At 70.8% G+C, this 20,114-nt stretch carries 16 protein-coding genes and 1 pseudogene; 12 read left to right on the top strand and 5 right to left on the bottom strand.

All coding sequences use genetic code 11. The annotated features are described in order from the left end of the window. Nucleotides 1-76 precede the first annotated feature (76 nt). The 7 genes and pseudogenes from CLV30_RS18305 (at nt 77) to CLV30_RS18275 (ending at nt 6,181) form a co-directional block, all read left to right on the top strand. On the top strand, nt 77-676 hold the full coding sequence (locus CLV30_RS18305) for a DinB family protein (RefSeq protein WP_106538679.1): 600 nt from the start codon (nt 77-79) through the stop codon (nt 674-676). A 66-nt stretch (nt 677-742) separates the two neighbouring features. Continuing rightward, on the top strand, nt 743-3,292 hold the full coding sequence (locus CLV30_RS18300; protein WP_106538678.1) for an FtsK/SpoIIIE family DNA translocase: 2,550 nt from the start codon (nt 743-745) through the stop codon (nt 3,290-3,292). 84 nt (nt 3,293-3,376) lie between these two features. After that, nucleotides 3,377-3,976, top strand: coding sequence for a CDP-diacylglycerol--glycerol-3-phosphate 3-phosphatidyltransferase (pgsA, locus tag CLV30_RS18295; protein ID WP_240723207.1), 600 nt, complete (start codon nt 3,377-3,379; stop codon nt 3,974-3,976). After that, nucleotides 3,973-4,470 (top strand): CinA family protein, encoded by a 498-nt coding sequence (locus CLV30_RS18290; RefSeq protein WP_106538677.1) that lies wholly within the window; start codon nt 3,973-3,975, stop codon nt 4,468-4,470. The genes pgsA and CLV30_RS18290 overlap by 4 nt, the downstream gene beginning before the upstream one ends. A 149-nt stretch (nt 4,471-4,619) precedes the next feature. After that, a pseudogene (locus tag CLV30_RS27600) lies at nt 4,620-4,889 on the top strand (helix-turn-helix domain-containing protein); the annotation flags it as partial. A gap of 113 nt (nt 4,890-5,002) precedes the next feature. Then, nucleotides 5,003-5,566 (top strand): flavin reductase family protein, encoded by a 564-nt coding sequence (locus CLV30_RS18280; protein ID WP_165358514.1) that lies wholly within the window; start codon nt 5,003-5,005, stop codon nt 5,564-5,566. 66 nt (nt 5,567-5,632) lie between these two features. Continuing rightward, nucleotides 5,633-6,181 carry a hypothetical protein gene (locus CLV30_RS18275; protein ID WP_129710908.1) on the top strand — a complete coding sequence of 183 codons (549 nt, stop codon included), beginning with the start codon at nt 5,633-5,635 and terminating at the stop codon, nt 6,179-6,181. 20 nt (nt 6,182-6,201) lie between these two features. Here CLV30_RS18275 and CLV30_RS18270 read toward each other — a convergent pair whose 3' ends face one another. Then, entirely contained in the window at nt 6,202-10,818 is a 4,617-nt protein-coding gene (locus tag CLV30_RS18270) for an ATP-dependent helicase (RefSeq protein ID WP_106538673.1), read from the bottom strand. A gap of 53 nt (nt 10,819-10,871) precedes the next feature. Between CLV30_RS18270 and CLV30_RS18265 the strand changes: the two genes are divergently transcribed. From CLV30_RS18265 to rny, 4 genes are all read left to right on the top strand, one after another. Next, the gene (locus tag CLV30_RS18265) at nt 10,872-11,066 is read left to right on the top strand and encodes a DUF3046 domain-containing protein (protein ID WP_106538672.1); all 195 of its coding nucleotides are present in this window, start codon (nt 10,872-10,874) and stop codon (nt 11,064-11,066) included. A gap of 211 nt (nt 11,067-11,277) precedes the next feature. Beyond that, nucleotides 11,278-12,327 carry a recombinase RecA gene (gene recA / locus CLV30_RS18260; protein WP_106538671.1) on the top strand — a complete coding sequence of 350 codons (1,050 nt, stop codon included), beginning with the start codon at nt 11,278-11,280 and terminating at the stop codon, nt 12,325-12,327. A 16-nt stretch (nt 12,328-12,343) separates the two neighbouring features. Then, nucleotides 12,344-12,865 carry a regulatory protein RecX gene (locus CLV30_RS18255; protein WP_205740599.1) on the top strand — a complete coding sequence of 174 codons (522 nt, stop codon included), beginning with the start codon at nt 12,344-12,346 and terminating at the stop codon, nt 12,863-12,865. Nucleotides 12,866-13,232: 367 nt separating this feature from the next. Then, complete coding sequence (rny, locus tag CLV30_RS18250) at nt 13,233-14,864, top strand: ribonuclease Y (RefSeq protein ID WP_165358513.1); 1,632 nt, start codon at nt 13,233-13,235, stop codon at nt 14,862-14,864. 268 nt (nt 14,865-15,132) lie between these two features. Here rny and CLV30_RS18245 read toward each other — a convergent pair whose 3' ends face one another. The 4 genes from CLV30_RS18245 to CLV30_RS18230 all read right to left on the bottom strand — a co-directional run bounded on the left by CLV30_RS18245 (nt 15,133) and on the right by CLV30_RS18230 (nt 18,440). After that, nucleotides 15,133-15,984, bottom strand: a complete 852-nt coding sequence (locus tag CLV30_RS18245) for an amino acid ABC transporter permease (RefSeq protein ID WP_106538670.1) — start codon at nt 15,982-15,984, stop codon at nt 15,133-15,135. Continuing rightward, a complete protein-coding gene (locus CLV30_RS18240; protein ID WP_106538669.1) occupies nt 15,981-16,628 on the bottom strand; it encodes an amino acid ABC transporter permease in 648 nt (215 codons plus the stop codon). Before CLV30_RS18240 ends, CLV30_RS18245 begins: the two co-directional genes overlap by 4 nt. Before the next feature lie 88 nt (nt 16,629-16,716). Then, nucleotides 16,717-17,613: a glutamate ABC transporter substrate-binding protein gene (locus CLV30_RS18235; RefSeq protein WP_106538668.1), complete on the bottom strand. Its 897-nt coding sequence runs from the start codon at nt 17,611-17,613 to the stop codon at nt 16,717-16,719. 35 nt (nt 17,614-17,648) lie between these two features. Continuing rightward, on the bottom strand, nt 17,649-18,440 hold the full coding sequence (locus CLV30_RS18230; RefSeq protein ID WP_338068488.1) for an amino acid ABC transporter ATP-binding protein: 792 nt from the start codon (nt 18,438-18,440) through the stop codon (nt 17,649-17,651). 142 nt (nt 18,441-18,582) lie between these two features. On the opposite strand from CLV30_RS18230, the gene miaB reads away from it, so the two are divergent. Further along, nucleotides 18,583-20,088 (top strand): tRNA (N6-isopentenyl adenosine(37)-C2)-methylthiotransferase MiaB, encoded by a 1,506-nt coding sequence (gene miaB / locus CLV30_RS18225; protein ID WP_106538667.1) that lies wholly within the window; start codon nt 18,583-18,585, stop codon nt 20,086-20,088. The last annotated feature ends 26 nt before the right edge of the window (nt 20,089-20,114 follow it).

Here is a 20,114-nt window from a genome sequence, read left to right as displayed (position 1 = left end):
CCGATGCACGCCGACCAGTATGCCGGTGAAGGCGGGAACGGCGACGTTGTCGGTGCCGTGGTCTAGCGTGCGTGCCATGACCGACGGACCGGCCCAGCAGCCGACAATCACCGATGACCTGCACCGCTATCTTCAACAGGCGCGTGACGGCGTGCTCGCATCGCTCGACGGGCTGTCCGAGTACGACGTGCGCCGGCCCATGACGCCCACCGCCACCAACCTGATCGGGCTGGTCAAGCATCTGGCCGGGGTCGAGCTGGGGTATCTCGGCGACTGCGTGGGCCGGCCCTCGCCGGTCCGGCTGCCGTGGGTCGAGGACGAGTCGATCTGGGACAGCGCGGACATGTGGGCGGCGGCCGACGAGTCCCGCGACGACCTGGTCGCGCTGTACCGCCGCGCCTGGCAGCACTCGGACGAGTCGGTCGAGACGCTGGGCCCGGACGCGCCGGCACACGTGCCCTGGTGGCCGCAGGGGCGGCGGGACACCACACTCGGCTCGCTGCTCGTCCGGGTGGTCGCCGAGACCGCACAGCACGCCGGGCATGCCGACATCGTCCGCGAGCTGATCGACGGCAGGCCCGGCGCCGACCACGACGACATCGGCGACGCCGAGTGGTGGGACCGGCACCTCGAGCGTGTCCGACGCGCCGCCGAATACCATCGACCGTCGGGCTGACCTCGTCCGCCACGCCGGGGCTCGTGTGACGGAAGATGCAAGTGTGTCGGTTGTACTGTGATCACTATGGCGACCCGAACAGCACCGTCTCGGTCGCGAAGCTCCTCGGGTACGACGAGCAAGAAGCGTGCCCCGGCTCGCGGCCGGAAGAGCCGCGCACCCGCACCCACCCCGCCGCCTCCGCCGCCGGCCCCGCCGCCGGGGCTGATGTCGCAGTTCTTCCGCGGCATCGGCAAGGCGATCGCCGGTATCTGGATGGCCGTCGCCCACGTCGTCGGCGGCATCACCCGCAGCATCGGCAAGACCGCCCGAGGGCTGGAGGCGGAGCAGCGCCGCGACGGGCTGGGCCTGGCGATGATCGGCACCGCCGTCATCGTCGCGGCGTCGGTGTGGTGGACGCTCGACGGCGCCGTCTACGATGCGATCTACGGTGCGCTGGCGGGTGCCATCGGCACCGGTGCCTACGTCATGCCGATCCTGCTGGTCATGATGGCCTGGCGCACACTGCGCCACCCCGCGCGCAACGGTCCGGGCGGGCGGCAGGTCATCGGCTGGGTCTGTCTCGCGCTGGGCACGCTCGGGCTGGCACACATCGCCGGCGGCATGCCCCGCACCGTCGACGGCGCCGAGGCCCTGCAGCGTGCCGGCGGTGCCGTCGGCTACGTGTCCTCGACCATCCTGGCCGACCTGCTGACGGTGTGGGTGGCGGCGCCGCTGTTGGTGCTGCTGACGTTGTTCGGGGTCCTGGTGGTCACCGGCATTCCGCTCTACGAGGTCACCGACCAGCTCAGCGCGGGGGCCGAGCGGGTCGCCGCGTGGCTCGGGTTCCGCCGTGACGAACGCCTCGACGACACCGCCGAACAGCCCGGCGCCACCAAGCGGCAGCGACGCCGTAGCGCCTCGGTCGACCCCACCGACGACGAGCCGTACGACTCGCCGGTGCTGCGCGAGAAGCCGAAGAAGAAGCCCGCCGTGGCGGCCGAGGACGAGACGCCCACGGTCCCCGGGCCGGCTGCCGAGGACGACGCGCAGGCGGCCGGGGCCGGCAAGGGCAAGGGGAAGAAGAAGTCCGGCGACGACGCCGCGAGCAGCGAGCCGCCGCCGCACTCGCCGCTGCCGCAACGCGTCGAGCAGCTCGCTCTTTCCGGCGACATCACCTACGCGCTGCCGTCCAGTGACCTGATGCGGCAGGGCAGCCCGCACAAGGCGCGCTCCGCCGCGTCGGATGCGATCGTCGAGTCCCTGATGGGCGTCTTCGAGCAGTTCAAGATCGACGCCATCGTCAGCGGATACACCCGCGGCCCGACGGTCACCCGCTACGAGGTCGAGCTCGGCACGGGCGTCAAGGTCGAGCGTGTCACGGCGCTGAGCAAGAACATCTCGTACGCGGTCGCCAGCGCCGAGGTGCGGATCCTGTCGCCCATCCCGGGCAAGTCGGCCATCGGCATCGAGATCCCGAACACCGACAAGGAGATCGTCAGCCTCGGTGACGTGCTGCGTTCACCGGTGGCGCGCAAGGACCACCACCCGATGGTCGCCGGGCTGGGCAAGGACGTCGAGGGCGGGTTCGTCGTCACGAACCTCGCCAAGATGCCGCACCTGCTGGTCGCCGGTGCCACCGGTTCGGGTAAGTCGAGCTTCGTCAACTCGATGATCACGTCGGTGCTGATGCGCGCGACACCGGACGAGGTCCGGCTGATCATGGTCGATCCGAAGCGGGTCGAACTGTCCGCCTACGAGGGCATCCCACACCTGATCACACCGATCATCACCAGCCCGAAGAAGGCTGCCGAGGCGCTGCAGTGGGTCGTGCGCGAGATGGACATGCGCTACGACGACCTCGCCCAGTTCGGTTTCCGGCACATCGACGACTTCAACAAGGCGGTCCGCGCCGGGCAGGTCAAGGCGCCGGAGGGCAGCGAGCGCACCCTGTCGCCGTACCCGTACCTGCTGGTCATCGTCGACGAGCTGGCCGACCTGATGATGGTCGCGCCGCGCGACGTCGAGGACGCGGTCGTGCGCATCACGCAGCTCGCCCGTGCGGCGGGCATCCACCTGGTGCTGGCCACCCAGCGGCCGTCGGTCGACGTCGTCACCGGGCTGATCAAGGCGAACGTGCCGTCCCGGCTGGCGTTCGCGACGTCGTCGCTGGCGGACTCGCGCGTCATCCTCGACCAGCCCGGAGCGGAGAAGCTGGTCGGGCAGGGCGACGGGCTGTTCCTGCCGATGGGCGCCAGCAAGACGATCCGGGTCCAGGGCGCATGGGTCAACGAGTCCGAGATCGACGCGGTCGTGTCGCACTGCAAGGAGCAGCTCGAGCCGGACTACCGCGAGGACGTCACCGCGCCGCAGCAGGCCAAGCGTGAGGTCGACGAGGACATCGGCGACGATCTCGACGTGCTGTGCCAGGCTGTCGAGCTGGTCGTGAACACCCAGTTCGGCTCGACGTCCATGTTGCAGCGCAAGCTGCGGGTCGGGTTCGCCAAGGCCGGCCGGCTCATGGACCTGATGGAGACGCGGGGTGTCGTGGGGCCGTCCGAGGGGTCCAAGGCACGTGACGTGCTGATCAAACCGGACGACCTCGAAGAGGTCCTGACGACGCTTCGCGGCGAGTAGCTACGCGCCCGGCGCACGCGGCCGGTGTGCCCGCGTATGCCGTGACGATGGTGGAGGCCCGCCGCGGGCGGATACCTTTGCCTGGTGTCCGACCAGAGCCACGACCCGTCGATGCACGGGACGCCGAGCGCGTGGAACCTCGCGAACGCGCTGACCGCCGTGCGAATCGTTCTGGTGCCGGTGTTCGGGTGGCTCCTGCTGTACGACGGCGGCGCTGACGACGGCGCCCGGGTGGCGGCGTTCGTGGTGTTCGCGGTCGCCATGACGACCGACCGCATCGACGGCGACCTGGCACGCAAGCGCGGCATGGTCACCGACGTCGGCAAGATCGCCGACCCGATCGCGGACAAGGCACTGACCGGCATGGCCTTCGTGGGCCTGTCGATCGTGGACGAGCTGCCGTGGTGGGTCACGTTGGTCGTGCTGGCCCGTGAGTGGGGCATCACGCTGCTGCGCATCGCCGTCATCCGGCGCGGGATCATCCCGGCGAGCCGGGGCGGCAAGGTCAAGACGACTCTGCAGGCGGTTGCGCTGGGGCTGTACGTGCTGCCGCTGCCGGCGGCGTTCGATCCGGTGGAGGCGGTGGCGATGGCGTTGGCGCTGATCGTGACCGTGGTCACCGGTGTCGACTACGTGGTCTCGGCGGTGCGCCGGGGGAGCGGTGGCGCGAGGGACGCGTCGTGACCGGCTTGGAACCGGCGACGGCGGCCGTGCGCTCGTTGAGCGTGGCCGGGCGCACCGTGGCGGCGGCCGAGTCGCTGACCGGCGGTCTGGTGTGTGCGGCGCTGACGTCCGTGCCGGGCGCCTCGGCCGTGGTCCGCGGCGGGGTCGTGGTCTACGCGACCGACCTGAAGACCGCGCTGGCGGGTGTCGAGCCCGCGGTGCTGGATCGCGAGGGCCCGGTCTCGGCCGAGGTCGCCCGCGCGATGGCGGACGGCGTACGGCACCGGCTCGGCGCCGACGTCGGCGTCGCCACCACCGGCGTGGCCGGACCGGAGCCACAGGACGGGCACCGGCCCGGCACCGTGCACGTGGCGCTGGCCTCGCCCGAGGGTGTCGTGCTCCGCTCGTGCGCGGACGCCGACCGGTTGACCGGAGACCGCGACGCCGTCCGCCGCCGGACCGTCGAGATCGCGATCGGTCTGCTCGCCACCGCGGCCGCCGGGAATTCCGGCTGACGTCCGCGCGTTGGGACGGACAGCCGAACCAAGACTCCGGACGACGGTGAAGCGATTCACAACGGGCGGGGCGGACACCGCGGACACGCACGGTGCGGGGTACGGTGGTGACAGGCATACGGTCGAGAGGATCGCGAGAGGAGTAGCCGGTGGTTCTCATCAGACGGCTCGTCGGCGACGTCCTACGGCGGCGCCGGGTCGAGCAAGGGCAAACTCTCCGCGAGATCTCGGCGGCGGCTCGCGTGAGCCTGGGATACCTGTCCGAGGTCGAGCGTGGCCGTAAGGAGGCTTCGTCGGAACTGCTCGCGGCGATCTGCGAAGCGCTCGACCTACCGATGTCCGAGGTGTTGCGCGAGGTCAGCGACGAGATGATGCGGGTCGAGGCGGCTGCGGTCGGCGCGCTGACGGAACTGCGTCCGCGCGAGGACGCCGTCCTGCGCGACGTCGTCGAGGTCGGCTGACACGTACCGGAGTTGCCCGCCACATCGTCGGTTCCTGGCAAGCCTGAATTCGTCGACGTGCCGGTCCGGTCGTGACGACGTCCGCTTCCGGTCCACGTGACGTGCCCGGTTTCCCGACATCCTCCCGCCCTGCCCAGCGACCGGCCGCGGACTTCCGTGAGGCGGTCGCGCGCCTGGCCGGCGGTGTGGCGTTGCTCACAACGCTCGATCCGATCGGGCGTGACTGCGGGTTGACGGTGACGGCCGTCTCGTCGGTGTCGCTGGATCCGCCGCTCGCGCTCGTGTGCGTGAAGAAGGACGGCTTCGTGCACGACGCGTTGTTCGTCGCGGACGGCTGGTCGCTGAGCATGCTCGCCGACGATCAGGTCGAACTGGCGCGGTACGGAGCGCGCAGCAGAGCACCCGGCGACCGCGACGACTTCACCGGCTGGCCCACCCGGCGGGCCGTGCACGGCGAGCTGGTTCTCACGTCGGGTGTCGCCGCGCTCGAATGCGAGCCGTACGACTGGCTCGACGCGGGTGATCACACCATCGCGCTCGGCCGGGTGGTGCGAGCGACGACGGACGCCGGTGATCGCGCCGCGCTGATCCACGTCGACCGCCGGTACGCACGTCCCGGCGACGTCCTCGGCTGACGTTCCGTACCGTCACGCGCGTTCGTCACCGGTGACAACGCAGCGACGCCGCCGTACGATCAGCTCATGTCGCCGGCAGCACCGGAATCTCCCGCGACTTCACCGCCCGCAGCCACCGCGGTGCGGCGGTCGCTCTGGTTCCGGGTCGTCGTCGTTCTGGTCGTGCTGGTCCTGGGCGTGCTGACGTGGTGGTGGCGCAGCCCGGAGCTGTTCGGAGGCCAAGGCAGCACGCTCACCATCCGTGACGAGACCGGCACGGTTGCTCTGGCCGGTGTTCTCGTCGTGCCGCAGCAGGTGGGCGACGGAACGGTGACCGTGCACTCCGCACAGCCGCGGATCGTCAAGGCCGCCGACGGCACCGAGGTCGACGTGCTCGCATGTCACGACGGCTCGTTCGGGACGGCTCGCGGCCGGGACTCGCTGGACGAGTACTGCATGTCGCATGGCGAGGTCGCCGGAGCCCGGCTCGACGAAGGTGACAGTCTGGTCGTGGCGGTGCGTTCGGACGAGCCGCAGCGCGTCGTGGTCGACGGCGTGGACGTCACCTACTCCTACGGCTGGCAGCGCGGAACGCAGACGACCGGCCTGACCGCGGTGGTCACGTTCGCCGGCTAGCTACCCACCGTGTCACGTGCTCAGTGCCGCAGCCGCAGGCCGCGGGGGGACAGGTGGAAGCCTGCCGCGGTCAGTGCCTCTCCCAGTGGCGTGGCGGTGACCTGTTCGCCGTCCGCCCGTTCCACCCGCAGCGAGCCCAGCGCGCCCTCGCGGACCGCCAGGGCGAGGGCGTCGGCCGCTGCGCGCAGGTGTTCGGGCGAGTCGGTCCAGGACAGCAGCGTGCGTCCGCCGCGTTCCACGTAGAGGGCGAGATCGCCGTCGACCAGGACGACCAGCGCGCCGGCCTTGCGGCCCGGACGGTGACCGGTGCCGTCGCGTTCCGGCCAGGGCAGCGCCGCGCCGTACGGGTTGGCCGGGTCGGTGGCGGCCAGCACGACCGCGCTCGGTTCGACGGACGTGTCGGTGGGGCGCGCGAACGAGCGCAGCCGGTCGACCGACCCGGGTGTGCCGAACTGCGCGGCGCCGAGGCCGGCGACGAAGTACCCGCGCCGGGCGCGGCCGGTGTCCTCGAACGCGGACAGCACGCGATAGGCGGCCGCGAAGCCGCCGGGCATCCGCTCGGCGGTCACCGCACCGCGGGTGACGACGCCGTGCCGGTCGAGCATCGTCTCCGCGGCGGCATGGGCGCGGCGGGTGACGTCGGGATCACGTTCGGGCAGCAGCGACCACCGCCCGGCCGCGGCGGGCGGGCCGGACCGTGGCCGGGCGGCCGCGCGCCCGCGCGTGTAGCGCGACCGGGGGCGCGACTGCCGGGACCGATGCGCCGTCCGGGTACCGGACAGCAGGGCGCGCAGCGGGGCGAGGGTGTCGTTGGTGACCAGCCCGGCCCAGACGAGCTCCCACAGCGTGGCCGTGAGCGCCTGCTCGTCCGGTCCGGCCCCGGGCTCGCTGCCGCCGGTGGCCGCGTCGGCGAGCTGGCGGTAGAAGTACGCGCCGCCGCCGCTCAGCGTGTCGAGCAGAGCGCGCTGCAGGGCGTCGTCGGGCTCGCCGTCGAGGTCGGGGAGGGTCAGCGGCGCGGCGTCGGCCGCATGCAGCGACACCCAGCCGTCGGTGCCCGGCAGACGGCCGTGCCCGGACCAGACCACCTCGCCGGCGGTGGTCAGCTCGTCCATCCACGCGGGCGAGTAGTCGGCCACCCGCGCCGGCAGGATCAGGCTCTCGAGGGCGCTGGCCGGCACGGCGGCGCCGGCGAGCTGCTCCACCACCCGCAGCACGCCGTCCGGGCCGCGCAGCGAGCTGCCCACCGACTGCCACGCGGGCAGGAACCGGCCGAGCGTCGCGGCGTCGACCGGCTCGGCCTCCTGGCGCAGCGCGGCCAGCGACCGGCGCCGGAGCAGCCGCAGCACCCCCTGATCGCACCAGTCGGTGCCGAAGCCCCCGGGGCGGAGCTCGCCTTCGACCACCCGGCCCTCGGCCGCGAGGCGGCGCAGCGTGGACGTCACCACGGCGACCCCCAGGCCGAACCGCTGGGCCGGTTCCTCCGGCCGGAACGGGCCGTGGGTGCGGGCGTAACGGGCGATCAGATCACCGAGCGGATCGGGGACGGGTTCGAGGAACGCGTCGTGCACACCGCCCGGGACCGCCACCCCCAGCGCGTCGCGCAGCCGCGCGCCGTCCTCGACCGCTGACCACACCTCGTGCCCGCCCATCCGGACGACCATCGCCCGGCGCGCCCGCCCGAGCGTGCTCAGCAGCGTCTCGGCATCGACGCCGTCGGCGCACCTCGCGGCGACCTCGGCGCCGCTCAGCGGCCCGAGCAGGCGTAGCAGGTCGGCGACGGCCTCGGCGTCGGTGGCGCGCCGGTCGTCGGTGAGCCGCTGCAGCTCGGCCTCGGTGCGCTCGACCACGTCGGGGTCGAGCAGCTCACGCAACTCGGTGCGGCCCAGCAGCTCGGCGAGCAGCGCGGAGTCCAGCGTGAGCGCCTGGGCACGGCGCTCGGCCAGCGGCGAGTCGCCCTCGTACATGAACGACGCGACGTAGCCGAACAGCAGCGAGCGGGCGAACGGCGACGGCTGCGCGGTCTCGACCTCGACCACCTTGATGGTGCGGGCGGCGACGTCGCGCATGACGCTGCGCAACCCCTCGAGGTCGTAGACGTCCTGCAGACACTCGCGCATGGTCTCGAGCAGCATGGGGAACGAGCCGAACTTCGACGCCACCTGGAGCAGCTGGGCGGACCGCTGTCGCTGCTGCCACAGCGGTGAACGCTTGCCCGGGGTGCGCCGCGGGAGCAACAGCGCCCGGGCGGCGCACTCGCGGAACCGGGAGGCGAACAGTGCGGAGTTGCCGACCTCGGTGGTGACCAGCTCGTCCAGCTCGTCGGGGTCGAGAACGACCAGGCCGGCGTCCGGAGCCTCGGTGGTGCCGGGCGCGTCGACGTCGGCGACGTCCATGGTGTCCGGGATGCGCAGGACGATGCCGTCGTCGGCGTGGGCCGCCTGCACGTCGACGCCGTAGCGCTCGCGCAGCCGGGCGCCCAGCGCCAGCGCCCACGGGGCGTGCACCTGCGCCCCGTACGGCGAGTGCACCACCAGCCGCCAGTCGCCGAGCTCGTCGCGGAAGCGCTCGACGACCAGCGTGCGGTCGTCGGGCACGTGCCCGGTGGTGCTGCGTTGCTCACGCACGTAGGCCAGCAGGTTGTCGACGGCCCAGTCGTCCAGTCCCGCCTCGTGGGCACGCGCACGGGCGTCGTCGTCGCCCAGTGCGGTGATCTCGCGGACGAACCCGCCGACCGCGGCGCCGAGCTCGGCGGGCCGGCCCAGCGTGTCGCCGTGCCAGAAGGGCAGCTTGCCCGGGCGGCCCGGCGCGGGGGAGACCAGCACCCGGTCGTGGGTGATGTCCTCGATGCGCCAGCTGGTGGTGCCGAGCGCGAAGACGTCGCCGACCCTGGACTCGTAGACCATCTCCTCGTCGAGCTCGCCGACCCGGGCGCCGCCTCTGCTGGGGTCGGACCCGACCAGGAACACCCCGAACAGGCCGCGGTCGGGGATGGTGCCACCGCTGGTGACGGCCAGCCGCTGGCTGCCCGGCCGGGCGCGCAGGACTCCGGCGGTGCGGTCCCACACCACCCGCGGGCGCAGCTCGGCGAACTCGTCCGAGGGGTAGCGCCCCGCGAGCATGTCGAGGACCGCGTCGTAGGACGACTGCGGCAGCGTGGCGAACGGGCGCGCGCGCCGGACCAGGGTGAGCAACTCGTCCACCGGTGTGTCGTCCATGGCGACGATCGCGACCACCTGCTGGGCGAGCACGTCCAGCGGGTTGCGCGGAACCGACAGCTGCTCGATCTCGCCGGCGCGCATCCGCTCGGTGACGACGGCGGTCTGGACGAGGTCGCCGCGGTACTTGGGGAACAGCACACCCGCGGACACGGCGCCGACCTGGTGCCCGGCCCGGCCGACCCGCTGCAGCCCGCTGGCCACCGACGGCGGCGCCTCGACCTGCACGACGAGGTCGACCGCGCCCATGTCGATGCCCAGTTCGAGGCTGCTGGTGGCCACGACCGCGGGCAACCGCCCGGACTTGAGGTCGTCCTCGATCAGTGCCCGCTGCTCTTTGCTGACCGACCCGTGATGGGCCCGCGCCAGCACCGCCCCGGCGCCGGAGCTGCTGCCCGCCTGCGCCATCATCTCGGCCGGGGGATGGGCGCCGGCGGATCGGGCGGGGGCGGAATCGGAATCGTCGGAATCGGCGCCGGCGTCTTCGGTCGCGAGCTCGTTCAGCCGCGCGGTCAGCCGCTCGGCCAGCCGGCGCGAGTTGGCGAAGACGAGGGTGGACGTGTGCTGCTGGATGAGGTCGGCGACGCGGCGCTCGACGTGCGGCCAGATGGACGCGACGGCGTCCGGGGCGCCGTCGCCGTCGTCGCCGGGCGCTTGCGGCGACGACGCAGCGGGGGCGGTGCCGAGCTCGTCGAGGTCCGGGACGGGGACGACGACGCGCAGGTCCCAGCGTTTGCTGCTCTCGGGCGCCACGACCTCGACCGGGCGCGAGCCTCCCAGGAAGCCGGCGACCTCGTCGACCGGACGCACCGTCGCCGACAGCCCGATGCGCTGTGCGGGCCGCGGGAGCAGGGCGTCGAGGCGCTCGAGCGACAGCGCGAGGTGCGCGCCGCGCTTGCTGCCGGCGACCGCGTGAACCTCGTCCACGATGACCGTCTCGACATCGCGCAGCGACTCTCGTGCCTGCGAGGTGAGCAGCAGGAACAGCGACTCCGGCGTGGTGATGAGGATGTCCGGCGGGGTGCGCGCGAACCGGCGGCGCTCGTCGGCCGGCGTGTCCCCGGTGCGCAGGCCGACGGTGACGTCCGGAGCCGGGGTGCCGAGCCGCTCGCCCGCGCGGGCGATGCCGGTCAGCGGCGCCCGCAGGTTGCGCTCGACGTCGACCGTGAGCGCCTTGAGCGGTGAGACGTACAGCACCCGGCAGCGCCGCTTGCCGTCGTCGGGCGGGCGGGTGGCCAGCCGGTCGAGTGCCCACAGGAACGCGGCGAGCGTCTTGCCCGAGCCGGTGGGCGCGACGACGAGGGCGCTGTTGTCGGCGGCCACCGCCCGCCAGGCGCCCTCCTGCGCGGGCGTGGGAGCCGCGAACGCGTCCGCGAACCACGCGCGGGTGGCCGGGCCGAACAGTTCGAGGACATCACCCATCCACCCATGATGGCCGCTACCTCCGACAGCCGGGAGCCGTGGATACTGGACGGGTGCGGTTGACTGATTTCTGGGAGCGGATGGAGCACCATCTCGGCGCCACCTACGCGGACTCCTGGGCGCGGGACTACGTCCTCGACTCCCTCGGTGGCCGGACGGTGCACCAGGCGCTGGACGCCGGCGTCGACACCAAGGTGGTGTGGCGGGCGGTGTGCGAGGCGTTGCGGCTGGCGCCGAGCGAGCGGTAGCGGGCGGTCCGCCCGGCGGTCCTCGGCGTGTCGCTCGCGATCGAACACCCGTTCGGCATACAGTGTCGTCGTGTCCCGTTCGTAGATTCATGGCGTTGTCCACAGGCTCGAGCGCGGCCCTCGAACCTGTCGGTGGCACCACGTAACGTCCCGGGTGATGACCAAACGATCTCAGGGTCGCACCGCGGCCCGTCGACCCCAGGTGGTTTCCATGGCAGTTCCAGCAGATCGCGAGAAGGCGCTCGACACCGCGCTCGCTCAGATCGAGCGCTCGTTCGGCAAGGGGTCGGTGATGCGTCTGGGAGAGGAGACGCGGGCACCGGTCGAGGTGATCCCGTCCGGCACCATCGCGCTGGACGTCGCCCTCGGCATCGGCGGTCTGCCGCGCGGGCGGGTCGTCGAGGTCTACGGCCCGGAGAGCAGCGGTAAGACGACGGTGGCGCTGCACGCGGTGGCCAACGCACAGCGCGCGGGAGGCGTCGCCGGGTTCATCGACGCCGAGCACGCGCTCGACCCCGAATACGCCAAGGCGCTGGGGGTGGACACCGACGCGCTGCTGGTGTCCCAGCCGGACACGGGTGAGCAGGCGCTGGAGATCGCCGACACGCTGATCCGCTCGGGCGCGCTCGACATCATCGTCGTCGACTCGGTCGCCGCGCTGGTCCCCCGCGCCGAGATCGAGGGCGAGATGGGCGACAGCCACGTCGGGCTGCAGGCCCGGCTGATGAGCCAGGCGCTGCGGAAGATCGCCGGTGCGCTGAGCCAGTCCAAGACCACGGCGGTCTTCATCAACCAGCTCCGCGAGAAGGTCGGTGTCTTCTTCGGCAGCCCCGAGACCACCACCGGTGGCAAGGCGCTGAAGTTCTACGCCTCGGTCCGGCTCGACGTCCGGCGCATCGAGACGCTGAAGGACGGCAGCGACGCCGTCGGTAACCGCACCCGGGTCAAGGTCGTGAAGAACAAGGTCGCGCCGCCGTTCAAGCAGGCCGAGTTCGACATCCTGTACGGCGAGGGCATCAGCCGTGAGGGCGGCCTGATCGATCTCGGCGTCGAGCAGAGCATCGTGCGCAAGTCCGGCGCGTGGTACACGTACGAGGGCGACCAGCTCGGCCAGGGCAAGGAGAACGCCCGCAAGTTCCTCAAGGACAATCCCGATCTCGCCGACGAGATCGAGAAGAAGATCAAGGAGAAGCTCGGCGTCGGCCCGAAGGTCGATGCGCCGCAGGAGGCTGCCGAGGCCGAGGCACCGGTCGACTTCTGAGGCGGGGTGAGCAGGCGTGAGCGACGTCGAAGCCGATCCGGAGAGCGTGGCGCGTTCGATCGTGCTCCAGAAGCTCGCCGCCGCGCCGCAGACGCGTGCCCAGCTCGACGCGGCGATGGTGAAGAAGGACGTGCCGGACGAGGTGCGCGCGCACGTCCTCGACAGGTTCAGCGAGGTCGGCCTGATCGACGACGCCGCGTACGCGCGAGCGTGGGTCGGCTCGCGCCACAACGGCCGAGGGCTGGCGAAACGGGCGCTCGGCCACGAGCTGCGCCGACGTGGCGTCGACCCGGCCGTCGTCGACGACGCGGTCGAGGCGTTGCCGGCCGAGCAGGAGGAACAGATGGCCCGGGCGCTGGTGGCCCGCCGGCTGCCCAGCACTCGGCGGCTCGACCCGGTCGCGCGCACCCGGCGGCTGGCGTCGATGCTCGCCCGCAAGGGCTATCCCGCCGGGCTGTCGTATCGCGTGGTGCGTGAAGCGCTGGCCGCCGAGGGGGTCGACGAAGGCGACCTCCCGGCGGAGGATCACGAGGACTGACCCGCCCGATCTCGGTCGCGCATCGACGCGGTCGTCGTGGACGTGTCACCTTGACCGCTCGAACAGCCTTACGTAACCTCAACAGCTAAGGTGGAGAACAACTCCGCGACTGCGGATCGGACATAGACAGCATGGCAACGCCCACAACCGAAACGACTCCCAGGCCGGCTGACCACCGGCCTTCATGGTGTGTCCGGGATGATCGGTCCCGGCGACACGCCGTGCTGGGCTCGGAAGGGTCACGCTGACCGTCGATTGCAGCACGTGTGGTGGACGGGGCTCATGTCGAGGGCGTGAGCGGTCACGGTGCGGTTCCCCACCGGCGATGAGTCTGTGCGCAGACAGCGACACGTGAGGGAGCCGGGCGATGGATACCGGAACAGCAACGCTGGTCGTCGGGCTGTTGATCGTTGCGCTACTGGTGGTGGCGCTGGTCAGCATGTTCGTGAAGATGCGGGGCATGGGCGCAGCCGGTGGGTCGTCCGAGGTGTTGGACCAGGTCGAGGCTGACTCCGCCAGGCTGCGCGCGGCGGCGCAGAACGATGCCGACGAGGCGCGGGCCCAGGCGCGCCGCGACGTCGAAGAGCTGAAGTCGCAGGCGCAGGCCGACATCGAGGAGATGCGCGCCCGCGCGCTCTCCGACGCCGAGGAGGCGCGGCAGCGCTCCGATCAGGTGGGCGCCGACCTGCGGGACCAGCGCACCGACCTGGAACGGCGCGAGCAGCGCCTGGTCGAGCGAGAGCAGCGCCTCGACACCGAGACGCGCAGCCTCGAGGAGCGCGCGCACGAGCTGGACGAGAAGGCCGCAGCGCTCGAGGCACGATCGACTGAGCTCGAGGAGCTCGAGACGCAACGACGTGAGGTGCTCGAGCGCACCGCCGAGCTGACGGCCGAGCAGGCGAAGGCCGAGCTGGTCTCCTCGGTCGAGGAACAGGCCAAGCGTGAGGCGGCGCTGCTGGTCCGCGACATCGAGCGCGACGCGAACGAGAACGGCCAGGCACGTGCTCGCGAGATCATCACCCTGGCCATCCAGCGCCTCGCCTCCGAGCAGACCGCCGAGTCGGTCGTGTCGGTGCTGCACCTGCCCGGCGACGAGATGAAGGGCCGCATCATCGGCCGCGAGGGCCGGAACATCCGTGCGTTCGAGCAGGTCACCGGCGTCAACGTGATCATCGACGACACGCCGGAGGCGGTGCTGCTGTCCTGCTTCGACCCGGTGCGCCGCGAGATCGCCCGGCTCACGCTCGAGGAACTGGTGCTCGACGGACGGATCCACCCGCACCGCATCGAGGAGCAGTACGAGAAGAGCAAGGCAGAGGTCGAAGGGCTGTGCGTGCGCGCGGGGGAGGACGCCCTGGTGGAGGTCGGCATCACCGAGATGCACCCCGACCTGGTCGCCCTGCTCGGCCGGCTGCGGTACCGCACCTCGTACGGTCAGAACGTGCTCAAGCACCTGATCGAGTCCGCGCACCTGGCCGGCATGATGGCCGGCGAACTGGGCATGGACATCAAGCAGGCGAAACGATGCGCGCTACTGCACGACATCGGCAAGGCCCTGACGCACGAGGTGGACGGCAGCCACGCGCTCATCGGCGCCGAGATCGCCCGGCGCTACGGCGAGAACGACGACGTCATCCACGCCATCGAGGCGCACCACAACGAGGTCGAGCTGCGCACGGTCGAGGCCGTGCTGACCCAGGCCGCCGACGCCATCTCCGGCGGACGCCCGGGCGCGCGCCGCGAGTCGCTCGAGGCCTACGTCAAGCGGCTCGAGCGGCTCGAAGAGATCTCGATGAGCCACGACGGCGTCGAGAAGGTCTTCGCCATGCAGGCCGGCCGCGAGGTGCGGGTCATGGTGCTGCCCGACGTCGTGGACGACATCCAGGCCCAGGTGCTCGCGCGCGACATCGCCAAGCAGGTCGAGGAAGAGCTGAGCTATCCGGGCCAGATCCGCATCACGGTGGTGCGTGAGTCGCGCTCCACCGAGTTCGCCCGCTGACCGTCTCGGGAACGGTCGAACCCGAGGGATCAGGCTGGGTCTCGGTAGAGTCCGGCCGGTCGCTGGTGGGCTCTACGACACCTCGAGCAGGTTCGCGACATGGCCGGCGATGGACGCCTGTGACGTCCGGTTGAAGGTCCTGGCCGGACATCACGGGTACGCATGTGCGGCGGACATCGGGCTGTTCGCGCCCGCTGACACAGAGCAGTGATCATCAGGGACCTCCTGTTGCCGGAGCATGAGTAGATGCCTGATGATCACCGACAACTCAATGAATACCACCAGCGGCCGGGCCGGTGGTGGTGTCGTTGACGTGCACGACCGAACGGCCCTCCCGCCGCTGGCGTGCTTCGATCCAGGTGGCCAGCTTGCTCAACGAGTAGTTGATGACGATGAACACCGCGGCCAGGACGAAACCGACCGCGAGTGGGTTGTTGTACAACGGCGAGATGTAGATCGACTCACCCGTGTTCACGATGCCCGAAGCACCGATGACGAAGCCGAGCGCGGTGTCCTTGAGCGCCACCACGCATTGGCTGATGATCGCCGGCAGCATCGACGCGACCGCCTGAGGGGCCAGGATCTGGCGCATCACCTGCGACTTGCGCAGTCCGATGGCATAACCGGCCTCGGTCTGCCCTCTCGGCACGGCGAGGATGCCGGCCCGGAAGATCTCGGCCAGTACCGAGCCGTTGTAGAGCATCAAGCCCAGCACCAGCGAGTAGAACGTGCCGAGGGTGGAGCCGAAGCCGAGGAAGATGAACGAGATCAGCAGGAGCAGCGGGACCGCGCGGAAGAACTCGATGATCGCGATGCTCGGCCAGCGCAGCCAAGCGTGTTCGGACAGCCGCCCTGACGCCAGGATCGCGCCGAACACGACGGCCAGGACGATCGCCACCGCGGCCGCACGCAGGGTGGCGAGCAGCCCTTCGAACAGTGCGCTGATGATGTCCGGCTCGCCGAAGGGTTCCCACTGGTCTGGTGTGATCTGCTCCTCGGACCACAGAGTCCAGAGCACCCACCCGAGAATCGCCGCCACCACCAGCGTGCCGATGATCGTGCCGATCAGCTGCCGGCGTCGCGCGGCCGGGCCGGGGATGTCGAACATGACCGAGTTCATCGGGACACCCCCACTCGCCGCTCGAACAACGCGGCGGCGCCGGAGATGACCGCCACGATCAGGATGTAGCAGGCCGCGATGCTGATGAAGTTCCAGTACAGCGAGCCGGGGAAGTCCTCGATCAGGTCGCTGAGCTGGTAGGTCAGATCAAGAATGCCGAACGCCGAAGCGACCGAGGTGTTCTTCGTCAGCGCGATGTACACGCTGGCCAGTGGTGGGATGACGTTGCGGAAGGCTTGCGGGAGCACGACGTGGCGCAGTGTCTGGGTGAACGTCAGCCCCACCGACCGGGCCGCCTCCGCCTGCCCGACCTGGACCGTGTTGATGCCCGAGCGCACCACCTCGCAGACGAAGGCCGCCGTGTACATCGACAGCGCGGTGACCGCGCGCCAGAAGAAACTGCCGGTCAGCAGGTTGAGCTCGGGCAGTCCGACGACGGTGATCAGGAACAGGACGACGAGCGGTGTGTTCCGGAACACGTTGACGTAGCTGACCCCGAGGGCGCGCAACGGCGGGATCGGGGAGACGCGCATCGCTGCCAGCGCCGTGCCCAGCACCGTGGCGATCAGCATCGACCAGCCGAGCAGCTGCAGCGTGACGAGGAACCCGTCGGCGAGTCGCGATGTCAGCTCGGACAGGTACACGGGGGATGTCCTCCTTGGACGTGCCGACCCCGCCGGAGCAGAGACTCAGCTTCGAGTCGTGCTGAGCACCGGCGGGGTCGCGTGAGGTCTACTGGCAGGAATCCAGTTCGGGCTGTTCGGGTGTCTCGACGCCGGACTCGCCGAGCGTGGACTCGAACGCCTCGGCCCACGAGCCGTCCTCGTACGACGCCTGGATGGTCTCGTTCAGGAACTCGCAGAACTCGGTGTCGCCCTTCTGGTAGCCGATGCCGTAACGCTCCTCGCTGAACGTCTCGCCGACGACCTCGAGCTCGTCCGGCGCCTGCGCGGCATACCCGAGCAGGATGGCGCCGTCGGTGGTGACCGCGTCGACCGAGCCGTTCTGCAGCTGGGTGACACAGTCCGAGTAGGTGTCGAACGGCACCGGCTCGGCGCCGTAATCGTCGACCACGTTGGACAGCGACGTCGACCCGGTGACCGAGCAGGTCTTGGCCTGGGCGAGATCCTCCGGACCGGTGATCGTCTCCTTGTCCTCCTCGCGCACGAGGATCTGCTGGCCGGTCACGTAGTACGGACCGGTCTGGCCGACGACCTGGCGCCGTTCCTCGGTGATGGAGTACGACGCGATGACGATGTCGACGGTGCCCTGCTGCAGGAACGGCTCGCGGTTGTCGGACACCGTCTCGGTCCAGGTGATGTCCTCGGGAGCGATGCCCAGCGCACCGGCGACGATCTTGCCCATCTCGATGTCGAAACCGGTGGGAACGTCCGCACCCGGTGCCATGAAGCCCACACCGGGCTGGTCGAACTTCACGCCGATCTCGATCTGGCCGGCTTCGGCGAACTCGGCCATGGTGCTGCCCTCGGGGAACTCGGGGTTCTCCTCGACCTCGACGTTCGCACCTTCGCTGTCGTCACCGCCGCACGCGGCCAGGACGAGCGCACAGCCGGCCGCCATCGCGGCGACCGCCGCCCGTCGAGTGCGGCCCGCAATTCTGGTGGCCATGATGCAGATCAACTCCCTTGTGCTGTCGTGTTGCCTCAGTGCGTCAGGATCTTGCTCAGGAAGTCCTGCGCACGCGTGCTCTGGGCGTCGGTGAAGAAGGCTTCCGGGGTGGCCTCCTCGACGATCTGCCCCTCGTCCATGAACACCACGCGGTGAGCGGCGCGACGAGCGAACCCCATCTCGTGCGTCACGACGACCATGGTCATGCCCTCTTCGGCGAGTGCGGTCATGACGTCCAGGACCTCTTTGATCATCTCCGGGTCCAGCGCCGAGGTGGGCTCGTCGAAGAGCATCACCTTCGGGCGCATGGCCAGCGCACGGGCGATGGCCACCCGTTGCTGCTGTCCACCGGAGAGCTGCGGCGGGTACTTGTTGACCTGGTTCGACACGCCGACACGCTCGAGCAGCTCCATCGCGTGGCGCTCGGCGTCGGCCTTCTTCTCGCCTTTGGCTTTGATCGGGCCGAGTGTGACGTTGTCGAGGACGGTCTTGTGCGCGAACAGGTTGAACGCCTGGAAGACCATGCCGACGTCGGCGCGTAGCCGGGCGAGCCCCTTGCCCTCGGCGGGCAGCGGCTGGCCGTCGAGCTCGATGGTGCCGGAGTCGACGGTCTCGAGCCGGTTGATGGTGCGGCACAGCGTCGACTTGCCCGACCCGGACGGGCCGATGACCACCACGACCTCACCGCGGTCAACGGTGAGGTCGATGTCCTGTAACACGTGCAAGGAGCCGAAGTACTTGTTGACACCGTGCATCCGCACGAGCGGCTCGCCCACGGCGACATTCATGCCGGTGGGCGCCGCTGCGGACTGGTTGCTCGCGGCCATGCAGGAAACCTATCCGCGGCAGGTGCGGGTGTGGGACAGGATACGGTTACGAAGTGGATACGACTGCTGCTCACGGGTGGCGGCGCGGTCCCGCCGACCGTGCGGGCAGATCGCCCGGCGGCGGCGTTACCCTGGTCGGGTCATGAATGCGCGCACGTACCAGGTCCGCACCTACGGGTGCCAGATGAACGTCCACGACTCCGAGCGCCTGGCCGGCCTGCTCGAGGACGCGGGCTACGCCCGCTCCGACGACGGGGGCCAGGCCGACGTAGTCGTGCTCAACACGTGTGCGGTGCGTGAGAACGCCGACAACAAGCTCTACGGCAACCTCGGCCACCTCGCGTCGGTCAAGCAGAAGACGCCGGGCATGCAGATCGCCGTCGGCGGCTGCCTGGCGCAGAAGGACCGCAGCGAGATCGTCCGCCGCGCGCCGTGGGTGGACGTCGTGTTCGGCACGCACAACGTCGGGTCGCTGCCCGCGCTGCTCGACCGGGCGCGGGTCGAGCAGGAGGCGCAGGTCGAGATCGCCGAGGCGCTCGAGACGTTCCCGTCGAACCTGCCGTCGCGGCGCGAGAGCCCGTACGCGGCCTGGGTGGCGGTCAGCGTCGGGTGCAACAACACCTGCACGTTCTGCATCGTGCCGGCGCTGCGCGGACGCGAGCGCGACCGGCGGCCGGGCGACGTGCTCGCCGAGGTCGAGGCGCTGGTGGCCGACGGCGTCATCGAAGTGACCCTGCTGGGGCAGAACGTCAACGCCTACGGCGTCGAGTTCGGCGACCGGTACGCCTTCGGCAAGCTGCTGCGCACCGTCGGCTCCGTCGACGGGCTCGAACGGGTCCGGTTCACCAGCCCGCACCCGCGCGACTTCACCGACGACGTCATCGCCGCGATGGCCGAGACACCGGCGGTGATGCCGCAGCTGCACATGCCGCTGCAGTCGGGCTCGGACAGTGTGTTGAAGTCGATGCGGCGCTCGTACCGGCAGGAGCGCTACCTCGGCATCGTCGAGAAAGTCCGCGCGGCCATGCCGCACGCGGCCATCACCACCGACATCATCGTCGGCTTCCCCGGCGAGACCGACGACGACTTCGAGCAGACCCTGCACGTGGTGCGCGAGGCCAGGTTCGCCTCGGCGTTCACGTTCCAGTACTCCAAGCGCCCGGGCACGCCGGCCGCCGAGATGGACGGCCAGGTGCCCGCCGAGGTGGTCAAGGAGCGCTACCAGCGGCTGACGGCCCTGGTCGAGGAGGTCGCCGCGGAAGAGAACCGGGCGTTCGTGGGGCGCGAGGTCGAGGTGCTGGTGGCCGACGGCGAGGGCCGCAAGGACGGCGAGACGCACCGGCTGTCCGGGCGGGCCGAGGACAACCGGCTGGTGCACTTCGCGGTGCCTGATGGTGACGCCACGGCGATTCGTCCTGGTGACACCGTGACGGTCGGCGTCACCTACGCCGCGCCGCATCACCTGGTCGCCGATTCCGGCCGGCAGGGCGGGCGCTACGAGGTCCGGCGCACCCGCGCCGGCGACGCCTACGAGCGGGCGAACTCGTCGCCGTCCGAGGCGTCGCCGGGCGTGCTGATCGGGATGCCCACGGTCGGCGCTCCCGAGCCGGTGGCGGTCGAGTCCGGCCCGGGCTGCGCCGCGCACTAGGACACGCCCGTCCCGATGCCGGCCGC

The organism is Haloactinopolyspora alba (genome assembly GCF_003014555.1).
Taxonomy (GTDB): Bacteria; Actinomycetota; Actinomycetes; order Jiangellales; family Jiangellaceae; genus Haloactinopolyspora; species Haloactinopolyspora alba.
The sequence above is the reverse complement of the archived record's forward strand: the minus strand, read 5'-3'. Positions and strand labels throughout refer to the sequence as shown.

Coding starts and splice junctions, on each gene's coding strand:
- CLV30_RS18245 (WP_106538670.1), bottom strand. CDS start 15,984: ATGAACTCGGTCATGTTCGACATCCCCGGCCCGGCCGCGCGACGCCGG.
- miaB (WP_106538667.1), top strand. CDS start 18,583: ATGAATGCGCGCACGTACCAGGTCCGCACCTACGGGTGCCAGATGAAC.
- CLV30_RS18235 (WP_106538668.1), bottom strand. CDS start 17,613: ATGGCCACCAGAATTGCGGGCCGCACTCGACGGGCGGCGGTCGCCGCG.
- CLV30_RS18300 (WP_106538678.1), top strand. CDS start 743: ATGGCGACCCGAACAGCACCGTCTCGGTCGCGAAGCTCCTCGGGTACG.
- CLV30_RS18270 (WP_106538673.1), bottom strand. CDS start 10,818: ATGGGTGATGTCCTCGAACTGTTCGGCCCGGCCACCCGCGCGTGGTTC.
- CLV30_RS18275 (WP_129710908.1), top strand. CDS start 5,633: ATGTCGCCGGCAGCACCGGAATCTCCCGCGACTTCACCGCCCGCAGCC.
- CLV30_RS18305 (WP_106538679.1), top strand. CDS start 77: ATGACCGACGGACCGGCCCAGCAGCCGACAATCACCGATGACCTGCAC.
- rny (WP_165358513.1), top strand. CDS start 13,233: ATGGATACCGGAACAGCAACGCTGGTCGTCGGGCTGTTGATCGTTGCG.
- recA (WP_106538671.1), top strand. CDS start 11,278: ATGGCAGTTCCAGCAGATCGCGAGAAGGCGCTCGACACCGCGCTCGCT.
- CLV30_RS18230 (WP_338068488.1), bottom strand. CDS start 18,440: ATGGCCGCGAGCAACCAGTCCGCAGCGGCGCCCACCGGCATGAATGTC.